The organism is Streptomyces sp. NPDC048481 (assembly GCF_043200075.1).
GTDB lineage: Bacteria > Actinomycetota > Actinomycetes > Streptomycetales > Streptomycetaceae > Streptomyces.
Genome location: NZ_JBICXC010000014.1, coordinates 102,362 through 120,308 on the forward strand (window position 1 = coordinate 102,362; position 17,947 = coordinate 120,308).

Annotated in this window: 19 protein-coding genes; 7 read left to right on the top strand and 12 right to left on the bottom strand. The window is 74.4% G+C overall.

The window, feature by feature from the left end; all coding sequences use genetic code 11:
- The first annotated feature begins 71 nt into the window (after nt 1-71).
- A complete protein-coding gene (locus ACGFSH_RS31475) occupies nt 72-506 on the top strand; it encodes an Hsp20/alpha crystallin family protein (protein ID WP_393354458.1) in 435 nt (144 codons plus the stop codon).
- Nucleotides 507-626: 120 nt separating this feature from the next.
- Nucleotides 627-1,058 (top strand): DUF2267 domain-containing protein, encoded by a 432-nt coding sequence (locus ACGFSH_RS31480; protein ID WP_393354460.1) that lies wholly within the window; start codon nt 627-629, stop codon nt 1,056-1,058.
- 92 nt (nt 1,059-1,150) lie between these two features.
- On the opposite strand, the gene ACGFSH_RS31485 is transcribed toward ACGFSH_RS31480, so the two are convergent.
- Both ACGFSH_RS31485 and ACGFSH_RS31490 read right to left on the bottom strand, forming a co-directional pair.
- A complete protein-coding gene (locus ACGFSH_RS31485) occupies nt 1,151-2,329 on the bottom strand; it encodes a spore photoproduct lyase family protein (protein ID WP_393354462.1) in 1,179 nt (392 codons plus the stop codon).
- A 172-nt stretch (nt 2,330-2,501) separates the two neighbouring features.
- Nucleotides 2,502-2,984, bottom strand: a complete 483-nt coding sequence (locus tag ACGFSH_RS31490) for an SRPBCC family protein (protein ID WP_393354464.1) — start codon at nt 2,982-2,984, stop codon at nt 2,502-2,504.
- A gap of 226 nt (nt 2,985-3,210) precedes the next feature.
- On the opposite strand from ACGFSH_RS31490, the gene ACGFSH_RS31495 reads away from it, so the two are divergent.
- Nucleotides 3,211-3,636, top strand: coding sequence for a DUF6003 family protein (locus ACGFSH_RS31495; RefSeq protein WP_393354466.1), 426 nt, complete (start codon nt 3,211-3,213; stop codon nt 3,634-3,636).
- Between the two features lie 87 nt (nt 3,637-3,723).
- Entirely contained in the window at nt 3,724-4,059 is a 336-nt protein-coding gene (locus ACGFSH_RS31500; RefSeq protein WP_393354468.1) for a YnfA family protein, read from the top strand.
- Nucleotides 4,060-4,063: 4 nt separating this feature from the next.
- Here ACGFSH_RS31500 and ACGFSH_RS31505 read toward each other — a convergent pair whose 3' ends face one another.
- The 5 genes from ACGFSH_RS31505 to ACGFSH_RS31525 form a co-directional block, all read right to left on the bottom strand.
- Entirely contained in the window at nt 4,064-4,783 is a 720-nt protein-coding gene (locus ACGFSH_RS31505) for a glycoside hydrolase family 75 protein (RefSeq protein WP_393354470.1), read from the bottom strand.
- A 202-nt stretch (nt 4,784-4,985) separates the two neighbouring features.
- Nucleotides 4,986-6,545: a mucoidy inhibitor MuiA family protein gene (locus ACGFSH_RS31510; RefSeq protein ID WP_393354472.1), complete on the bottom strand. Its 1,560-nt coding sequence runs from the start codon at nt 6,543-6,545 to the stop codon at nt 4,986-4,988.
- An 8-nt stretch (nt 6,546-6,553) separates the two neighbouring features.
- Nucleotides 6,554-8,758, bottom strand: coding sequence for a DUF4139 domain-containing protein (locus ACGFSH_RS31515; RefSeq protein WP_393354474.1), 2,205 nt, complete (start codon nt 8,756-8,758; stop codon nt 6,554-6,556).
- Between the two features lie 111 nt (nt 8,759-8,869).
- Nucleotides 8,870-9,403: a TetR/AcrR family transcriptional regulator gene (locus ACGFSH_RS31520; RefSeq protein WP_393354661.1), complete on the bottom strand. Its 534-nt coding sequence runs from the start codon at nt 9,401-9,403 to the stop codon at nt 8,870-8,872.
- Nucleotides 9,404-9,425: 22 nt separating this feature from the next.
- Nucleotides 9,426-10,262, bottom strand: a complete 837-nt coding sequence (locus ACGFSH_RS31525; RefSeq protein ID WP_393354476.1) for an alpha/beta fold hydrolase — start codon at nt 10,260-10,262, stop codon at nt 9,426-9,428.
- Nucleotides 10,263-10,857: 595 nt separating this feature from the next.
- Between ACGFSH_RS31525 and ACGFSH_RS31530 the strand changes: the two genes are divergently transcribed.
- The 3 genes from ACGFSH_RS31530 (at nt 10,858) to ACGFSH_RS31540 (ending at nt 14,142) form a co-directional block, all read left to right on the top strand.
- Nucleotides 10,858-11,220, top strand: coding sequence for a MerR family transcriptional regulator (locus ACGFSH_RS31530; protein WP_393354478.1), 363 nt, complete (start codon nt 10,858-10,860; stop codon nt 11,218-11,220).
- A 154-nt stretch (nt 11,221-11,374) separates the two neighbouring features.
- Nucleotides 11,375-13,081 carry a SpoIIE family protein phosphatase gene (locus tag ACGFSH_RS31535; protein WP_393354663.1) on the top strand — a complete coding sequence of 569 codons (1,707 nt, stop codon included), beginning with the start codon at nt 11,375-11,377 and terminating at the stop codon, nt 13,079-13,081.
- A complete protein-coding gene (locus ACGFSH_RS31540) occupies nt 13,078-14,142 on the top strand; it encodes a B12-binding domain-containing protein (protein WP_393354480.1) in 1,065 nt (354 codons plus the stop codon). Before ACGFSH_RS31535 ends, ACGFSH_RS31540 begins: the two co-directional genes overlap by 4 nt.
- A 40-nt stretch (nt 14,143-14,182) precedes the next feature.
- Here the strand turns inward: ACGFSH_RS31540 and ACGFSH_RS31545 are convergent, their stop codons facing one another.
- From ACGFSH_RS31545 to ACGFSH_RS31565, 5 genes are all read right to left on the bottom strand, one after another.
- A complete protein-coding gene (locus ACGFSH_RS31545; protein ID WP_393354482.1) occupies nt 14,183-14,569 on the bottom strand; it encodes a VOC family protein in 387 nt (128 codons plus the stop codon).
- On the bottom strand, nt 14,566-14,859 hold the full coding sequence (locus ACGFSH_RS31550) for an ArsR/SmtB family transcription factor (protein WP_393354484.1): 294 nt from the start codon (nt 14,857-14,859) through the stop codon (nt 14,566-14,568). Before ACGFSH_RS31550 ends, ACGFSH_RS31545 begins: the two co-directional genes overlap by 4 nt.
- A gap of 124 nt (nt 14,860-14,983) precedes the next feature.
- Nucleotides 14,984-15,808, bottom strand: a complete 825-nt coding sequence (locus ACGFSH_RS31555) for a class I SAM-dependent methyltransferase (protein ID WP_393354486.1) — start codon at nt 15,806-15,808, stop codon at nt 14,984-14,986.
- Between the two features lie 330 nt (nt 15,809-16,138).
- Nucleotides 16,139-17,275, bottom strand: a complete 1,137-nt coding sequence (locus ACGFSH_RS31560) for a C40 family peptidase (protein ID WP_393354488.1) — start codon at nt 17,273-17,275, stop codon at nt 16,139-16,141.
- Between the two features lie 178 nt (nt 17,276-17,453).
- Nucleotides 17,454-17,936, bottom strand: a complete 483-nt coding sequence (locus tag ACGFSH_RS31565) for an RNA polymerase sigma factor (RefSeq protein WP_393354665.1) — start codon at nt 17,934-17,936, stop codon at nt 17,454-17,456.
- Nucleotides 17,937-17,947: the final 11 nt, after the last annotated feature.

A 17,947-nucleotide genomic window follows, 5' to 3' on the forward strand; every position in this document is an offset into this window, starting at 1 on the left:
ACATGTTCAACGATGGCAGGTGAACCGCATTGGCAGCTACGTGCCTGATCCGAACCCTGGAGGTGTCTCCGATGCTTATGCGCACCGACCCGTTCCGTGAGCTCGACCGACTCACCCAGCAGCTCCTGCACACGCCCGGCACCTGGTCGCGGCCGTCGCCGATGCCGATGGACGCCTACCGCGAGGGCGAGGAGTACGTCATCGCCCTGGACCTGCCGGGCGTCTCGCCGGACGCGATCGACGTCGACGTCGAACGGAACATGCTCACCGTCAAGGCCGAGCGGCGGCCCGTCGCCAAGGCGGACGACGTGCAGATGGAGCTGTCCGAGCGGCCCCTCGGCGTGTTCTCCCGCCAGGTGGTGCTGGCCGACACCCTGGACACCGAGCGCATCAAGGCCGACTACGAGGCGGGTGTGCTCACCCTGCGCATCCCGATCGCCGAGCGCGCCAAGCCCCGCAAGGTCGCCGTCGGCGGCGGCTCCGCGCAGAAGGAGATCAGCGGCTGAGCGCTCCCGCCGGCGGCACCGCACCACCCCATCCCCGACCGTGAGCGACGTCGGCGGCCGACGGGCGAGCCCCGGCCGCCGACGCGCGCACCGCAGACGAGAAAGGCACCCGCGTCACCGATGTTTTCGCTGCAGGAACGCCCGTCCGCCGTCGGCATGACGTTCGAGCAGATGCTGGAGAGAGTGCGGTACGAAGGCGCGTACCCGACCCGCGCCCGGGCCGAGGAGTCGCTGCGCGCCGTACTGGCCGCCCTCGGCCGTCAGATCACCGGCGACGAACGCGTGGAACTCGCGGCCCGGCTCCCGCAGCAGGCCGCGCGCCTCTTCACCGCCGAGATCCCCGCCACGGAGAACCTCACCGGCTGGGGCTTCGTCAAGGACCTGGCGTCCCGCACCGGCGGCACGCCCGCCACCACCCGGTGGGACGCCGGCACCGTCCTGCGGGTCGTGGCCCAGCTCGCCGGAGAGGACCTGCTCAGCCGGATCCTCGGCCGGCTCCCTTCGGGCTATGCCCTGCTGTTCGGCCGCGCCGAACTGGTCCAGGCGGCCTGAACGGAAGACAGGGGCGGAGAGCAGGGGCCGCCGGCGGAGGCGACGGGCCTCGGAGCACGGCGGCCCTCATGTGAGGGCGGCGGCGCCCGGATTCAGAACGCGTACCGGATGCGCAGCCAGGGGGCCCGTGCGGCGACCAGCGCACGGAGTCGCTCCACCGCCCGCGCCTTGTCGCCGCCCGCGTAGCGGACGTTCAGCGCGCCGTTCTCCGAGCGTTTGCTCTCCTGGAGGTCCGGCCGCCACAGGACCTCCTCGGCCCGCGGGTGCCAGCCCAGGTTGACCTCGTGCAGTTCCCGGTTGTGCGTCAGCATGATCACCTCGGCGGCGGCCTGCCGCTTCACCCGGTCGGGCAGGACGTCGTCGAGATGGTCGAGGAGCTCCGCCCACGCCTCCTCCCAGCCCGGACGCACGACGACGGGGGAGAGGTTGAAGTGCACCTCGTACCCCGCCTCCAGGAAGTCGGCGGCGGCGGCGATCCGGTCGGCGACCGGCGAGGTCCGCAGGTCCAGCAGCCGGGAGTCCTCCGGGGGCATGACGGAGAAGCGGACGCGGGTGCGGCCGCGCGGGTCGAGGGCCAGCAGGTCGGGATTGACGAACTTGGTCGCGAAGGACGCCTTCGCGGTCGGCCACCGACGGAAGGCGTGCACGAGATCCGCGGTGTTGTCGCAGATCAGCGCGTCCACCGAGCAGTCGCCGTTCTCGCCGACGTCGTACACCCAGGCCTGCGGGTCGCACTGGTTGGGCTCGGTCTTGGGGCCCTGCCGGGCGATGTGCCGGCCGATGTGAGCGATGATCCGGTCGATGTTGGTGAAGACGGTGACCGGGTTGGCGTACCCCTTGCGGCGCGGCACGTAGCAGTAGGCGCAGGCCATGGCGCAGCCGTTGGAGGCCCCCGGCGCGATCCAGTCCGCCGACCGCCCGTTGGGACGGGTGCGCGGTGACTTGCGCTCGCCGAGGACGAGCGTCTCCCCCTTGACGCGCACCCACCGCGCGACGTTGCCCTCGTTGCCGTGCAGCCCGGGGATGCCCCAGTGTGACTCGACCTCGATCACCCGCGCCCCGGGGAACCGGGCGATGATCTGCCGGCCGCGCGGGGACGCCGCTGCCGCCGGTTCGGCGTGGATCTCCCGCACGGGCAGCAGCCGGCGCGCGGCGTCGGAGTCGCGGAAGGACCGCCCGGCCGGGGTGCGGGCCTCGGGCTCGGGGCCGAGGGCGTCGAGCCCGAACAGGGTGTCGGGATCGTGGTCCGGGCCGGTGGACGGGCGTCGCATGAACGTTCCGAGGGGGTCGCAGGGTGTCTGACCGGGGCGAAGGCGGAGGAACCGCCCTTTCACTGTACGGGCCCGCCGCTCCTCGGGAGGCCTTGGACGGCGGACCGCCCTCGCCCCCGCGGACGCATGCCGGCCAGGCGACCTGCCCCTCGGCGGGGAGCGGCCGGGCGGGTCAGCGGGCGGCCGCGCTGTGCTGCCGGGAGCGGTCCGGCCGCGCGGAGCGGTCCTGCTTCCGGCAGACGTCGTCGAGCCGGGCCAGCATCGCGCGGTGCCGCAGCTGGATCAGCGCCTCGGTGCCGGCGTTGTGGAATCGCCCGCCCGCGCCCTGCAACGGATGTTCGTCGACGATGACCAGGCAGTATTCGCCCCAGGGCCGCAGCTCGATGGCGATCCGCGCGGTGCCCAGCGCGCCCGCGTGCGCCTCCAGTTCCAGTTCGGAACCCTCCACGCAGTGCCGGACGACGGTCTCGTTCGTCAGCCGGAGCGGGCCGAGGCGCACCTCGAAACCGATCGCCGCGCCGACCTGCGGCCACTGTCCCCGCACGGGCTCGGAGGACGCCGTCCCCACCACCCACTCCGCGTAGAGGTTGCCGTCCGAGAGGACGTCCCACACGGTCTGCGGACTCACCTTGATCAGACGATGCCGTACCGCCACGCCACACCTCCAGGACAGGGAACCGGTCCACTGCCAAGTGCCCGGCCCGGCGAAGACCAACCGGGACACAGCGGACCTGTCCCTCTCCCGGGGGGAACCCCGAGAGGGCGCGGACGTCACCTGTCCGGGTCCCGTGCCGGCACGTGATTCCGCCGCGGTGGGGTAAAGGGACGTCGACCGGCCGTCCCCCCCCGACGCGGCCGCTCTCCCCGCAGAAGGAGTGAGCATGACCGACGACGCCTACCTGTTCCTGCTCGACGACGCGACCACGGCGCTCGGCGTCTCTCCGGCCGCCGTCGGCGACCTCGCCTGCATGGACACCCCCGCCGTGCGGGCCTGGCTGGCGGCGCAGGGCAGCTCGGCGGCCTCCCCGCTCCTGCGGCTGCTTCCGCCGGAGGAGCGGGGAGCCGTCCCGGAGGGCGCGGAGCGCCTGCCGGTCCCGCTGAGCGAGGAGGAGCTGTCCCGGGTGCGCCGTCACGGGGCCCCGGCGGCGCTCGCGAAGGTCGAGGAGGAACTCCTCGCCTACCGGGACTGCGCCGACGGCAGGGACGGCCTGATCGGGCGGGCGCTGGCCGCGGGCGTGCCGCCGCACCGCGTGGTGGAGCTGACCGGAGTGGATCCCACGACGGTGACGGCGGCCGCCGGCCGATGACACCGGCCCGGCGGCGCCGGCACCCGAACCGGTGTCACGTGACCCGGTCCGGTTCGCCGCCCGGCGCCGCCGGTAGCCTCGGCCACCATGACCGTCGTGCGTTCCGTGTCCCTGTTCGTCGTCGCCGCCCTGTTCGAGATCGGCGGCGCCTGGATGATGTGGCAGGGCGTCCGCGAGCACAAGGGCTGGGCGTGGATCGGCGCCGGCGTGGTCGCGCTGGGTCTGTACGGCGCCGTCGCCACCCTCCAGTCCGACGACCACTTCGGACGCGTTCTCGCCGCCTACGGCGGGATCTTCGTCGCGGGGTCGATCGCCTGGGGCATGATCGCCGACGGCTACCGCCCGGATCGCTGGGACGTGACCGGGACGCTGGTCTGCCTCGCCGGCATGGCCGTCATCATGTACGCGCCCCGCGGCCGCTGACGCGCTAGTTCTCGCTCAGGAACGTCCGGGCCAGCCGGTCGCCGACGGTCACCGCCGCGCTGTGGCTCTCGATGGGGGACACCCGGGAGTTCTTGAACAGGATGTAGGTGACGCCGGAGTCCGTGCCGCCGTTCTCCGGGTCCGGATCGATGCCGAGCGCCGCCGCCGTCGCGTACGAGGCCTCGCCGATGATGTTCGTGGGTCCGGTGTCGCCGACGACCGCGTACTCGACCTTGCCCTGGTAGACGACGGCCACCACGCCGCCGCCCTTGATGCCGGCCGAGCCGTAGTTCCAGATCGAGCTGGAACTCGGCACGACGACATAGGGCAGGGTGTCGGCGCGCAGCGGTTTGCCGTCCGACTGGTGGAAGGCGGTGTCGTCCTGGTACCAGGGGTCGGTGTCCTCGTTGCACCGGGACGTGCGCCGGCCGTCGCAGTCGACGTCCATGTCGGCCTTCCAGAAGACCGCGCCGTTCTTGCCGCACACCGGCACGGTGGCCGAGGTCTCGTCGTCCGTCCGGTACTTGCCGCTGGATATCTGCGAGCAGGACGTCACCTTGGCGAGGAGGTCGGCCGCGCTGACCGAGCCCTCCTGCGCCGACGCGGGGGCCGCGGCGCTTCGGCCGGAGCCCGAGGCGGATCCGGACGCGTGCGCGGGGAGAGCGGCGCCGGCGAGGAGGGCGGCGCCGACGGCCGCCGTGAGGGTCAGTGTTCGAGAGCGCACTGTGGGGGAACCCTTCTGTTAGGAAAGTTTCCTTACGGGTGCGCTACAAGGTGGCCCTCTCCGGCAGGCGTCGTCAAGTCCCGTGCGCCGATCGGGAATTCGGCCAGGGCGTCGGCGGCCGACGGCCGCCCGTCATCCCGCTCGCCCCGGGGGCCGGCGACCGTGTGCGCGTGAGGCGCGGGCGGTCGCCGGCCCCACGGGATCAGAGCCCGGTGACCTTGGCGCTCGCCGACAGCTCGTACACCAGCGTGACCGTGCGCCGACCGCCCGGCGGCAGGACGACGTTCCAGCGGGCGATTCCGTCGGCGTCGACCTCGTCGGGAACCGGTGAGCAGGCGTCCTCCCGCACCCGCGTCTGCACCGCCGAGACCTCCGACACCGGGATCCGCTCGCGCAGGACGACCGTCTGGTCGCCGTGCTCGCCGGGGGTGGAGAACCGGGACAGATGCAGGCGCACGGTGCGGGTGACGAGGGTCCGCTGGGTGATCGTCGAGGTGTCGCGGACCTCCTCGGCCCGCCGGACCACCCGGTGGTCGTCGCGACTGCCGAAGGCGAGTTCCGCGGCGGCCCCCGGGGCGGTGAACTCCAGCGCGCCGCGGCCGCTGTACCCGCTGCGGCGGACCAGGTCGACCGGCCCGGCGAGGAGCGCGTGGCCCGACCGGTTGTCGAATCTCACCACCTGGGTGACCAGCGGGGACAGCTCGGGCGCGCAGGCGTACTCGGTGCCCGCGGTCGTGGTGAAGGCCGACAGCGGCACCCGGTGGGCGCGTCCGTCGGCCGGCACGGAGACCGGCGCGGGGGCGTGCAGCACCCGGACCTCGCCGCCGTCGTCCACCCCCGGCAGGCCGAGCACCGGGGCCGGGCCCAGGTCCGCGACGTCCTCCTCGCGCACTTCCACGTCGACCGTGCGGCGTTCCGCCGAGGAGCGGTCCTGGAGCGTCAGCCGGTCCTCGCCGAGCCGGGGAGGCTCGGCCGCCAGCGCGGAACGCGCCGTCGACAGCGTCAGCCGGACGTCCGACCAGTCCTCGCCGGTACGTTGCCACACCATCGCGTCGGTCTCCAGCGTGAGGGCGTCGCCGTCGAGCACGGCCCGGTACGCGGGCCGCCACAGCGCGCACGGAGTGAGGTGGCTGAGCCGCAGCCCGGCCGGACCGGCGGACGCGGCCTCGACGGTCAGCTCGACGTGGCCGATCAGTTCGGCAGGCTCCTCCCCGGCGAGGTCCACGGCCCGCCGGAGTTCGCCCAGTTCGGCCTCCAGAGTCGCCGACTCGGCCTCCACGGCGCGCAGTCGCTCGCCGTGGGAGTCGCGTTCGGCGTCCACCCGGTCGAGTTCGCGATGCCAGCGCGGGCCGTCGCTCTCCCCGAAGCCCGCGCCCTCGCCGATCTCCCGCAGCAGGTCCGCGGCGAGACGGCCGAGCACGTCCAGACGCGTCCGCAGCCGGTCGCGCCGCCGGCTCAGGGCCTCCAGCTCCGCTTCCAGGAACCTCATCCGGCGGTGCGGCGCCGAGTCCTCGTCGGCCGGCAGGGGGCCGCGCGGCTGCCACGTGCGCACGATCCGCACGTCGAGCACGGTCGCCGGGCCGGACGCGGTCAGTTCGGCGTGCAGCGTTCGGTCGACGGCCAGCGCGCTGACCGGCCCCAGACGCAGGCGCTGGACCCCGGCCTCCAGGACGAGCCGGGCGGTGCGTTCGACGTGGGCGCGGTCCTCCAGGCAGGTGACGGCGGTGACGGGGAGCGGAATCGGCTGCGGTGCCGTGGACATGGGTGGTGTCAGCTCCTGCGGTTGCCGCCGGCCAGGGCCTTGGCGGTCGGGATGCGGATCTCGTAGCCGCCGTCGAGGGCGGTGGTCCCGCCGGCGGGCAGCTCCACCCGCCGGACGCGGGTGCCGGGGGCGTGCTGCTCCGTGCCGGCGTCGTCGCGGGGCGCCGACCAGCCGGCCCGCTCCTCGACGCGCACGTCCGCGTCGGACGTCACGGGGACGCGCTCGCGGACCTCCACGGTGACCGGCCCGGCGAGACGGTTGGCCAGTTCCACGTGGACGCGGTGATCGAGCACCGTGGTGGAGTTGCGCAGTCCCGACGTCGACTCGTGCATCGTGGTGCGGCGGGTGACGGTGATGCCCTCCGCCGGGCCGAGCCCCACCCGGCAGACTCCGCCGGGCGCGAGGGTGGGCAGCGCGGCGGTCAGCGCGAAGTCGTCGCCGACGACGACCTCCACCGGGCCGGCCAGCAGGGCCTGGCCGGTGGTGTGCGACAGCACCAGCGTGCCGTACACCGTCTGCTCGACGGACGGCACGCAGACGTACTCCGTGCGCAGGCCGACGGGGACCTCGCCGACGGTGACGGTGTGCCAGGCGCCGTCCGAGGGGATGTCGGCGCGGGCGACGGCGTCGAAGCGGTGGTCGAAGGACCCGGCGGACACGCGGGGAGGCACCGCGTGACCGGGCAGCGGCAGCGCGGCCACCGCCTCGGCACGGCGGCGGTACTCGGCCGCCACCGGGTCGTACGGGACGTCGGGGAACAGCCGGCCCCGCCGGCCGCCCTGCTCGTCGGGGCCGCTCAGGACGAGCGCCGGGTAGTCCAGCTCGGCGCCGCTGGGCTGCGGCGGACCTGCCGCCGGCGAAGGCGCGGCCGGCGCTGACCCGGGCGCGGCGGGCGCGGGGGACCGTGGCGTCATCGGGCGGGCCGAGGCCATGGGGGCCATGGCGGCGGGGGGCGGCGGCATCATGCCGCCGGACCGCTGGCGCGCCCCGCCGGGCGGCCCGGAGGCAGCGGCCGGGGCGGCGGGAGCGGCGCCGTAGGCCTGCGGCCGGCCGCCGACGGGAAACGGCGGGGGCGGCGGAGCGCCGTAGACCGCGGCCTCCCCGTAACCCCCGGTATCTGCGTGACCGCCGGTCTCGCCGTAGCCCCCCGAGTCCTCGCCGGGGCCCGCGGCGAACGCCGGGGTCCGTCCCTTGGCCGTCCCTCCGACGGCCAGGGGGGCGCCGGCGCCGTAGGGGCGGGGGCCGGTCGCGTCGTATCCGGCGAACAGGTCGGCCAAGCCGGTCGGCGGCTCGCGCCAGCCGGACGGCGCGGGGGAGGGCTGACGGCGTCCGATCCGCATCGAGCGCAGCCGGGGCAGGTCGGTGCGACGCCGCAGGTCGGCGGTGGCCAGGGCGATGCGCACGCCCTTCCAGTCCTCGCCGGTGCGCTGCGCGACGGAGGCCCGCAGCACCAGACGGCCGCCGTCCTCGCCGTGACGGTGGGTGAGACGGTAGGCCGGAGCCCACACGGCGCCCGGCACCGCGTACTCGATCTCCACCTCGACCTCGCTGTCGTCCCGGGCTCCCGACGGCTCCGCCGCCTCCGCCGCCTCCGCCGCGGCCGGTCCGGCGCTGACGTCGAAGGTCAGGACCGCCGAGACCGTCGTCAGCACAGGCGAGGACGGCGCGTCGGTGGAGGCGCGGTCGAGCCGGTCGGAGGCGACCATGAACGCGTGCTCGGCGACTTCGAGGTCCTGCTCCAGTTCGACGAGACGGGCGTGCAGCGCGGTCAGCCGCTCGTCGACGAAGTCGGCGAGGCCCAGCCACGCGTCCACCGGGGTGCGGCGGTGCGGGTCCTCGCGTCGGCGGGCCGGGGGTACCGGGCGTACGGCGCCGATCTCCTCGATCAGACCCAGTTGCCGGTCCCGGCGGCCCTGGGCCGCCGCCCACTCGTCGCGCCGTCGCTCCACCTCGCGTCGCAGCGCGTCGGACGCCGCCTCGTCGAGGGATTCGGCCTCGACCTCCACGCGTGCCTCGACGACGCGGGCCGCGCGGACGCCGGTGACGCGGGCCCGCAGCGATCCCGGGTCCATCGAGCGCGGCAGTCCCGTCACCCGCACACGGCCGTCCGGCGGGACGCTGCCGCGGGCCAGCCGTCGGCAGAGCGCCCCCTGCGCGTACACCACGACCTCGTCGAGGGCCGACCCCCACCGCTGTGCCGTCTCCGCCGTCATGTGCTCCGTCCCCCGTCGAGCCGGTTGGAGGTGCAGCCTACTTGCGGCCCGTCCGCCGTGCGCGGGTGGAACCCCGTGGGGTTCGGCCCGCGACACGGCGACGGCGTGGGCTCAGCCGGCGCGCAGACCCCGGTCGGCGAAGGCGATGAGCCACTCGAAACTCTCGTCGACGTCGGCCTTCCACTGGAAGCCGCCCGCCGCCTGCAAGGTGGCGAAGCCGTGGAAGAGGCTGCGCAGCAAGCGCAGGGCGTGGTCCACGTCGGACTCCGCGATCTCGTAGCCGCGCAGGACGGCCGTGAACGCCTCCAGCAGCCGCGCGCTCCCGGCGGCCAGCGGGTCGTCCGGACCGGACGGTTCCATGCCGATGGTGGCGGCGTACCGGCCGGGGTGCTCCACGACGAAGGCGCGGAAGGCACGGGCCGCGGCCGCGAGCGCGTCACGGCCCGCACGTCCCTGCACCGCGACGCCGACGGCGTCCGCGGCCTCCCCCAGCGCCAGGGCCGCGATGCGGCGGTTGAGGTCCTCCTGGCCGCCGACGTGCTTGTACAGGGAGGGGGTGCGAACGCCGAGCCGTTCGGCCAGCAGCCCCATCGTCAGCCGGTCGAAGCCCGTCTCGTCGGCCAGGTCCGCGCCGGCCGCGACCACGGCGGCCGGGTCCAGGCCCGCCCTAGGCACGGGCGGCCTCCGACCGCAGGAAGGCGAGCACCAGGGAGGCCACCCGGTCGGGGAACTGGTCGTGCGGGTAGTGCCCCGCGCCCTCGATCATCTCGAGGCGGCCGAGGCCGGACGGCAGCGCCTCGACGACCGCCGCGCCCTCGGCTTGCGGGTCGGCCCAGTCGGGGTCGAGCGTGCCCATCACGACCAGTACCGGGCAGCGGACGTCGCCGAGCCGGGCGCCGGCGTCGGTGGGGGCGCTGCGGCCCATGGCCTGCATGGCCTTCATCCGGCCCGGCTCGCGCAGCCGGGACTCGATGAGGCCGAGCCGCTCGGTCCAGTCGGCCGGCCGGACGCCGGGGTAGGCCAGGTCGAGGTACGAGCGCCACAGCGGCACGCTGCCGAAAAGGCCGGCGCCGGCCAGCCGCAGCATCCCCTGCCGGAAGCGCCTGACCCGCAGGTCGCCGAGGCGCGGCGACTGCTTGCGGGTGAAAGGCGCCAGCTCGACGACGCCGGTGATCAGGGAGGGCTCCGTCGCCGCGGCGATGGTGGCGGCGCCACCGGACACCGAATGGCCGACGAGGACGGCAGGGCCGCCCAGCCGGCGGACGACGGCGAGCAGATCGCCCGCGATGGCGGTGCGGCTCCAGTCCGGCCAGTCGACGCTCGACTCGCCGCAGCCGCGCAGGTCGACGGCGGCGACCCGGTAACCCGCCGCGACGAGCGCGGGGACGACGGCACGGTAGGCGGCGCGGCTGTCGCCCATGCCGTGGGCGAGCACGACGAGCGGTCCGGACCCCGTCACCTCGTACGCGATGGTGCCGCCGTCGACGGCCAGGTACTCGGTCATGGCTTCCCCTGGTTGGTTGGCTAATATCGTTAGCCAAAAGCTAATCGCATTAGCCTCATGTGTCAACGGCGCGGCTCCCGCCGGGTGTCGGTCGGGTGCGCGGGGGGTGGTTGACGGGCCTCGGTAGGGTGGCGTAGGAGCCCCGGACGGTCGATCCACCCGGAGAAAATCTGTAGTGGCCGGAGTAGACATGGGCTCGCTGCAGGGCTAGAGTTTCTGACGTACCAGAAAAGTCGAAGGAAGACGGCGCGGTCGGCGCGAGGCCTCCGCGCAAGCAGATCCAGCAGAAAGCGGCCCCTCCCGGGCCGTGAGCAGTACCCGCGGTATCCAGCAGTGCAACCGAGTAACCGAAGGTAAGGAGCGCACGCCATCAGGATCGCCCGGGCGAGGAAGCAGTCCGCCCGGGTACCGCAGGCCCCGATTGGAAGGTGGTCCCCGGTCACGCATCCGCGATCCCCGCAGCCGCACCTCTCCGGGTGCACCCTGCGGAACAGAATTCCGGCGCAGTCAGCCGGCAGATGGTGTTGAAGGCTCGGGGCCCGGGTGCCGGCATGGCGCCCGGGCCCCCCGACGCGTCTTGCGGAAGAAGAGGTCTATGCCCCCTCGCAGTACCCCCTCCGTCGCCCCTCTCGATGACGACGACTATCCCGCCTACACCATGGGCCGGGCCGCCGAGATGCTCGGCACCACCCCCGCCTTCCTCCGTGCTCTCGGCGAACACCGCCTGATCACCCCCCTGCGTTCCGAAGGCGGCCACCGCCGCTACTCCCGCTATCAGTTGCGGGTGGCGGGCCGCGCCCGCGAACTCGTCGACCAGGGCACCCCGATCGAGGCTGCCTGCCGCATCGTCATCCTCGAGGACCAGCTCGAAGAGGCCCAGCGCATCAACGACGAACTGCGCGCCCAGGACGGCTCCCCGGACCCGACGGGCTCGACCGTGTCCACCTCCTCACCCTGATCCGTCGCCGGGCGCCGGTCCCGGCCCGCGGCCCGCGGGCTTCCGCATGCGGCACCCGCCGCCGGGGCCGATGCGGGGGCGCCGGATGGATCCCGGCCCGACATTGCACGGGGCCGACGGATGAGGGATGGTTGCCGAACGGCAATTTTTTCGCATGACAGAGAGGTGGTGGGGTGCGCTACGCGTTCCCCCGCTTGTGATTTCTTCTCCGGGTACCTCCGAGCGCCCGCACGACGGCGTCGGCGCAGCATGGAGCCACGCTCCCTTTCCCGTGGTCGTCCTGGACGGCGAGGGGAGCGTCGTCGAGGCGAACGACGCGGCCCGGGCGCTCCTCGCCGAACCGCCCGCGGGCGATGCCGCGGCGAACGGCCTGCCCCTCTGGCTCACGCAGGCCCACGACCACCTCACACGCTCCGCACCGGCCGACCCGGCCGCGCGCGCCGTCTCGGGCGCGGTGGGGCGCCGCACCTTCGCGGCGCACCCCTCGCCCGGCGAGGACGGCACCGTCGTCTGGTGGCTGCTGGAGGACACCGCACTGCGCGACGCCGAGCGGGCGCTGCGCGGCGAACGCGAACGCACGGCGCTGCTGGCGGAGGTCTCCGGCGCCCTGCTGTCGTCGCTGAACGTGGACCGCTGCACGGAGGTGACGGCGCGGATGGCCGCCGACCACCTGGCCGACGCGGCCCTCATCGTCGCCCCCTCCGCAGGCCACCGCCACTCCCTGACGCACGCGCGGGCGGGCGGCCCCGCCACCCAGACCGTGGCGCACATCGACGCCGCAACGGTCCCCGGGCTCGCCGAGGCGCTCCAGGGGTTCCCGCCGGTTCCCGCCCGCTGGATCGACCCGGACGTCCTGCCCGACTGGGTGATCCCGCCCGGCTTCGACGGGCCGATCGGATCGGTGATCGTCACTCCGCTGCCCGGACACGGGGTGCCGGCCGGCGTGCTGATCCTGCTGCGGTCCGGCACGCGGCGCGTGTTCACCGACGGCGAGGAGGTCTTCGCCCGGCTGTTCGCGGCGCGGGCCGGCGCGGCCCTCTCGGCGGCCCGCCTCTACGCCGAGCAGACGTCGATCACGGCCACGCTGCTGCGTGAGCTGCTGCCGCCGCGACTGGAGCGGGTCCACGGCGTGGAGTACGCGGGGGCCTTCCGCGCCTCGCAGGACCACGAACGCGTCGGCGGCGACTTCTACGACGTCCATCCGCCCGCCGACCCCGCCGGGGAGACCTTCGTCGTCCTGGGCGACGTGGCCGGCAAGGGACTGGAAGCCGCCGTGCTGACCGGGAAGATCCGCACGGTGCTCCAGGCGCTCCTGCCGCTCGCGGACGACCACCGGCGCGTCCTCGGCCTGCTCAACGACGCGCTGCTCCACGCCCACCAGACCCGGTTCGCGACACTCGTGCTGGCATCCGTCCGCCGCCGGGCAGGGCTCGTGGAACTGCGGCTGACCAGCGCCGGCCATCTGCCGCCGCTGATCATCCGCGCCGACGGCCGGGTGGAGGAGGCCGACACCGGCGGCACGCTGGTGGGCGCGCTGCCCCGCGTCACCGTGCGCAGCGCCGACGTCGTCCTGGCGCCGGGGGAGACGTGCCTGCTCTACACGGACGGGATCACCGAGGCCCGCGGCGGCCCCCTCGGCGACCGGCTCTACGGCGAGGCCCGCCTGCAGGAAGCGCTGCGCGAGTGCGCGCGGATGCCGGCCGAGGCGGTCGTGGAACGCGTGCAGATGCTGGTGGCGCAATGGCTGGGCGGAGGCCGCCACGACGACCTGGCGACCCTGGCGATCACCAACCCCATGGGCGGTCACGGCGCGCCGGGCGTCGTCGACGGCCACGAGCCCCGCCGCCGGGAGGCGCGATGACGGCCGAGACCGTCCGCTGCACCGACGCCGAGACCCTCGCGGACGCGCTGTGGGCCGCCGTGACCGGCCGGGACGAGCAGGCGGCGGTGCGGACCGTGTGCGCGGCGGCCGACGCGGGAGCGGACGAGGAGACGCTCCTGCTCGACGTCGTCGCGCGCGTGCAGCACCGGGTCGGGGTCGAATGGGCCGCCGGCCGGACCAGCGTGGCCGAGGAGCACGCGGCCAGCGCCATCACCGACCGGGTCGTCGCCGCGCTCGCCCACCGCCGCGCCGCGGCCGGCGGACCCGGCACGCGTGGACGGGTGACGGTGGCCTGCGTCGACGGCGAGTGGCACGCCCTTCCCGCCCGGCTGCTGGCCGAGGTCCTCGTCCGCCGCGGGTGGCAGGTCGACTTCCTGGGCGCCCACACCCCCACGCAGCATCTGGTCGCGCACGTCCATCAGACCAATCCCGTCGCCGTGCTGCTGTCGGCGTCCATTCCCACGCATCTGCCCGCCGCGCACAAAGCGGTGACCGCCGTGCAGTCCCTCGGCGTCCCCGTCATGGTCGGCGGCGCCGCGTTCGGACCGGGCGGCCGCTACGCCCGCCTCATCCAGGCCGACGAATGGGCCCCGGACGCCCGCACCGCGGCCGACCGTCTCGCCGAAGGGCTGACCGCGCCCCGGACGAGCCGGCGGGAGCAGGTCGACGACCTTCCCCACCTGGCCGACCAGGAGTACACCCTCGTCAGGAACAGCCGCGCCGAGCTGGTCCGCCGCGCCCTCGTCGCGCTGGACGAACGCCGGCCGGCCATGCGCTCCTACAGCGACGCCCAGCGGGAACGCACCGCCGAGGACCTCGCCCACATCGTGGATTTCCTCGCCGCCGCCCTCTACGCCGACGACGCCGCCCTGTTCACCACGTTCGTCACCTGGACCGCGGACGTCCTGGCCGCCCGCGGCGTGCCGGCGCGCAGTCTGGCCCTCGGGCTGAGCGTCCTGGCCGACCAGCTGTACGACTTCCCCCGCGCCCTCGCCTTCCTCGGCGAGGCCGCCGGCGCCCTGCCGGCGTCCTCCCCGTGACTCTGTGAGTTTGTGGGGCCGGGACTCCGGCCGTCGGCGGCTACGCGCTGTGCACCAGCTGGATCAGGTTGCCGCAGGTGTCGTCCAGCACAGCTGTGGTGACCGGGCCCATCTCCAGCGGCTCCTGGGTGAAGCGCACCCCGAGTCCGCGCAGCCGGTCGAACTCCGCGCGCACGTCGTCCACGGCGAAGGAGGTGGCGGGGATGCCGTCCTCGACCAGCGCCGACTTGTACGGGCCCACCGCCGGGTGACCGGAGGGTTCGAGGAGCAGCTCCGTGCCGTCGGGGTCCTCCGGCGAGACCACGGTGAGCCACCGGTGCTCGCCGAGGGGGACGTCGTGCTTCTTCACGAAGCCCAGCACGTCCGTGTAGAAACGCAGCGCCGTCTCCTGGTCGTCGACGAACACGCTGGAAAGGTGGATCCTCATGGAGTGCTCTCCCGTGGGTCGGGCCTGAGCCACCGGGCCGCGATGCGCTCAAGGGGTTCGGTGTGCAGATCATGGAACTTGTAGCGGCCCTCGCGCCGGGACACCACCAGGCCCGCCGACTCCAGGACGGCGAGGTGCTGGCTGATCGCCTGGCGGGACAGCCCGATGCCGTGCCGGGTGACCAGGCGCGCGCAGATCTCGAACAGCGTCTGGCCGTCCCGCTCCACCAGCTCGTCGAGGATGCGCCGACGGGTGGGGTCGGCCAGGGCCTTGAAGACGTCCTCCGCCATGGCACCCAGGATAGGCAAGCGACGACTTGCCTATCAAGCCGAAGCCGAAGCCCGACGCCCCCACGCACAGGTGACGGGGCGCGGCGCGCCGAAGCCGCGGGCCCGCCCCCGCGCTCACCGCCCCTTACGGGCTCTCGTCCGGTCTGCGGCCCCAGGCGGTGAGCATGCCGGCCGACAGCGCCGCGCAGTCCTCGGAGTCCAGGTACCGGATCGCCGCGTCGACGCCGGCGTCGTCGAGCAGCCCCGTGGAGGTCATCGCCGTCCTGCCGCGCTCCCAGGTGTCCGCCCAGAAGCGGCTGAGGGGACTGCCCGGCGTCAGCGGCGGCACATGGATCTCGGCGGCGACGGAGACCAGTCCCGCCCCGCGCAGCAGCCGCGGGTACGACGGCACCCAGGACACGTCGGTGCCGATGGTGGCCCGCAGTCCCTGCCACATCGCCCGCATCGCCGTGCTGTACGGCGTGCCCGGCGTCAGGCCGCTCGTCAGGTCGACGGCGTCGCTGAGCACCAGCAGGCCTCCGGGCGCCACGAGTTCGGCCAGCGTGCCGAGCACGCGGTCGCGCGCGGGCAGGTGCATCAGCACGAAGCGGGCGTGGACGAGGGAGAACCGGCCCGGCACGGACGCCGGTTCGGTGATGTCGGCCTCCAGCACGTCGAGACCGGGCGTCGGCCGGGCGTCGAGGAAGCGCGTGTCGCGGTCCACGGCGAGCACGTTCGCCACCCCCGCCTCCTCCAGCAGCCGACGGGAGACCGTGCCGGTGCCCGCTCCCACGTCCAGGCAGCGCCAGCCCGGACCGGCCCCGAGCGCCCGCAGCCGCGCCATGGTGATGTCGTCGTAGGCGAGCGCGCCGAAGTCGATGCGCTCGCCCTCGCCCGCCTGCTCCGGACGGAAGACGGCCTCGCCGTACCGGCCGCCGCCCGCCGGGTTCCCGTCCCCGCCGGCGCTCACGACGCGCTCCGCGGGCCGCGGCCGTCCCCGACGCGCCCGACGGACCGTCCCGACGGGGACGCCGACCGCGGGTCGCCGGGCAGGCGACCGGCGAAGGAGTCGTCGAAAGGCGGGGTGTCGACGGAAGGCGGGGCGGCGGACACTCGCATGGCGGGCCTCTTCACACGGTCGGGTGCTACCGGGGCGGGGCCCCTCCCGGGGCGCCGCCTGGGCGATCCTTCACGAGCGGCCGCCCGGACGTCCGAGGCGCGCCGCGCCTGGGCCGATCGGCCCTGCGGCCCTCCGGCCCGCGGCGCGGCGCCGGGGGTGTCCGCCGCGCAGCGCGCGACCTCAGCAGGCGGGGACGTCGGAGAGCCAGGCCGGGCCCTTGATGTAGATGTTCGTCAGCCAGGAACCGTCGGTCAGCTTCGACCAGGCGTCGTTGGTGTAGCCCTCCGCCGTCACCTCCTGGGCGTGCCGCTGGCACACCACGTTGACCGTCGTCGGCTGCGCGAAGTAGTCGACGACCGCGGCGTTGACGTTCGGCTCGCCGTGGGTGCGCACCCCGGTGCCCCAGGTTTGGTGCGCCTTGCTGCCACCGGACGGCGGCGGGGTGCTGCTGCCGCCGCAGTCCGGGACGCCGGGCAGCTCGGCCGGGCCCTTGATGTAGATGTTCGTCAGCCACGAGCCGTCGGCCAGCTTCGACCAGACGTCGTTGGTGTAGCCCTCGGCGGACACCGTCTCCGCGTGCTCCTGGCACTGCACCGACACCTGGGTCGGACCGGGGAAGGTGTCCACCACCGAGGAGCGCACACTCGGCGTGGAGTGGGTGCGCACCCCCGTGCCCCAGGTCTCGAAGGTCGTGCCGCCGTCCGCGGGCGGCGGGGTCGGCGTGCCGGAGCCGTTGATCCGGACGGCGCCGGCGTAGTCGCCGCCCGTGCGGACCGGCGCGACGCGGATGTGCGTGCCCGACTCGTACGCCTCGACCATCTGCCCGCCGCCCAGGTACATGGCGACGTGGTGGATGTGCCCGGCGCCCCAGAACATCAGGTCGCCCGGCAGCAGCGGCGCGGTCCCCTGGGCGGCGGAGAACCGGGCCGAGGCCTGCGAGCTGTGGAACTGGTCGTTCGACGTGCCGTTGAGCAGGTCCTTGCCGGTCGCCCGGTAGTACGCGTAGCGCATCAGACCGGAGCAGTCGAAGCCCTTGCGCTCGTTGTCGTGCGCGCTGTCGGGGTCGGAGCCGTCGTAGTAGCCGTAGGTGGCGCCCGGAGTGGCGCCGTGGCCGCCGCCCCAGCTGTACCAGACGCCGATCTGGGAGCAGGCCGCGGCCACGGCGGCCTGCGCGGTGGCCGTCGCCCCCGGCGCGAGGACCCCGCAGGAGGCGGCGGGCGCGGCGTGCGCCGGGGCGGAGAAGAATGCGGAGAGGGCCAGGACCGAGGCGCCCAGGATCGCGCCGCCGGCCCGGCCGCGCGTGCTGGTGATCTTCAAGGAACTCTTCCTTCGTCGACGTGCCGTCACCGGTGAGGGCGGTGACGGCGGAGAGGAACGGGCGTGTCGCACCCACCCCCGTGGGATGCGGCACATGGCCCGAGAACGATCGATGCCCGTGGACAACGAGGCCGCTGCATGAACGGCGTGGGTTGACGAGTGCGGTGGGGGCGCGCGGTCAGCGGACGAGTGCCGCGCGCATCTTGGCGAGGCCGCGCATGCGGTTGCGCTGCACCGTGCCGCGGTGCGCGCCGAGCCGCCGCGCGGCCGTGTCGTGGCTGAGGCCCTCCAGATCCACCAGGATGACCGCGGCGGCCTCCTTCTCGGACAGCACGCTCAACAGCGAGAGCGCCGTCGCGCAGGCCTCGTGGACGCCGAGTCCGCCGTCCCAGCCGGACTCGGGCAGCCGGTCGGTGGTGTGTTCACGCCGGGAGGGCCGGGTCCACGAGTCGCGCAGCAGGTTGGCCGCGACTGCGCACGTGTAGGCGTACGGATGCTGGTGCTGGGTCAGGCTCCGGGCGCGGGCCCGCCGGGAGAGCCGCAGGTACGTCTCCTGGAGCAGGTCGTCGGCGTCGTGCGGATCGCCGGTCAGCGCCAGGAGCCGCCTGCGCAGCCGTGGCATGTCGGCCGTGAAGGAGGCGTCGAACTCGTCCGGGCTCATCCCGTCGTCGT

Excerpts from the sequence above, each read along its gene's own strand:
- ACGFSH_RS31475 (WP_393354458.1), top strand. The coding sequence starts at position 72 with ATGCTTATGCGCACCGACCCGTTCCGTGAGCTCGACCGACTCACCCAG.
- ACGFSH_RS31480 (WP_393354460.1), top strand. The coding sequence starts at position 627 with ATGTTTTCGCTGCAGGAACGCCCGTCCGCCGTCGGCATGACGTTCGAG.
- ACGFSH_RS31485 (WP_393354462.1), bottom strand. The coding sequence starts at position 2,329 with ATGCGACGCCCGTCCACCGGCCCGGACCACGATCCCGACACCCTGTTC.
- ACGFSH_RS31495 (WP_393354466.1), top strand. The coding sequence starts at position 3,211 with ATGACCGACGACGCCTACCTGTTCCTGCTCGACGACGCGACCACGGCG.
- ACGFSH_RS31500 (WP_393354468.1), top strand. The coding sequence starts at position 3,724 with ATGACCGTCGTGCGTTCCGTGTCCCTGTTCGTCGTCGCCGCCCTGTTC.
- ACGFSH_RS31510 (WP_393354472.1), bottom strand. The coding sequence starts at position 6,545 with ATGTCCACGGCACCGCAGCCGATTCCGCTCCCCGTCACCGCCGTCACC.
- ACGFSH_RS31515 (WP_393354474.1), bottom strand. The coding sequence starts at position 8,758 with ATGACGGCGGAGACGGCACAGCGGTGGGGGTCGGCCCTCGACGAGGTC.
- ACGFSH_RS31525 (WP_393354476.1), bottom strand. The coding sequence starts at position 10,262 with ATGACCGAGTACCTGGCCGTCGACGGCGGCACCATCGCGTACGAGGTG.
- ACGFSH_RS31530 (WP_393354478.1), top strand. The coding sequence starts at position 10,858 with ATGCCCCCTCGCAGTACCCCCTCCGTCGCCCCTCTCGATGACGACGAC.
- ACGFSH_RS31535 (WP_393354663.1), top strand. The coding sequence starts at position 11,375 with ATGACAGAGAGGTGGTGGGGTGCGCTACGCGTTCCCCCGCTTGTGATT.
- ACGFSH_RS31540 (WP_393354480.1), top strand. The coding sequence starts at position 13,078 with ATGACGGCCGAGACCGTCCGCTGCACCGACGCCGAGACCCTCGCGGAC.
- ACGFSH_RS31545 (WP_393354482.1), bottom strand. The coding sequence starts at position 14,569 with ATGAGGATCCACCTTTCCAGCGTGTTCGTCGACGACCAGGAGACGGCG.
- ACGFSH_RS31550 (WP_393354484.1), bottom strand. The coding sequence starts at position 14,859 with ATGGCGGAGGACGTCTTCAAGGCCCTGGCCGACCCCACCCGTCGGCGC.
- ACGFSH_RS31565 (WP_393354665.1), bottom strand. The coding sequence starts at position 17,936 with ATGAGCCCGGACGAGTTCGACGCCTCCTTCACGGCCGACATGCCACGG.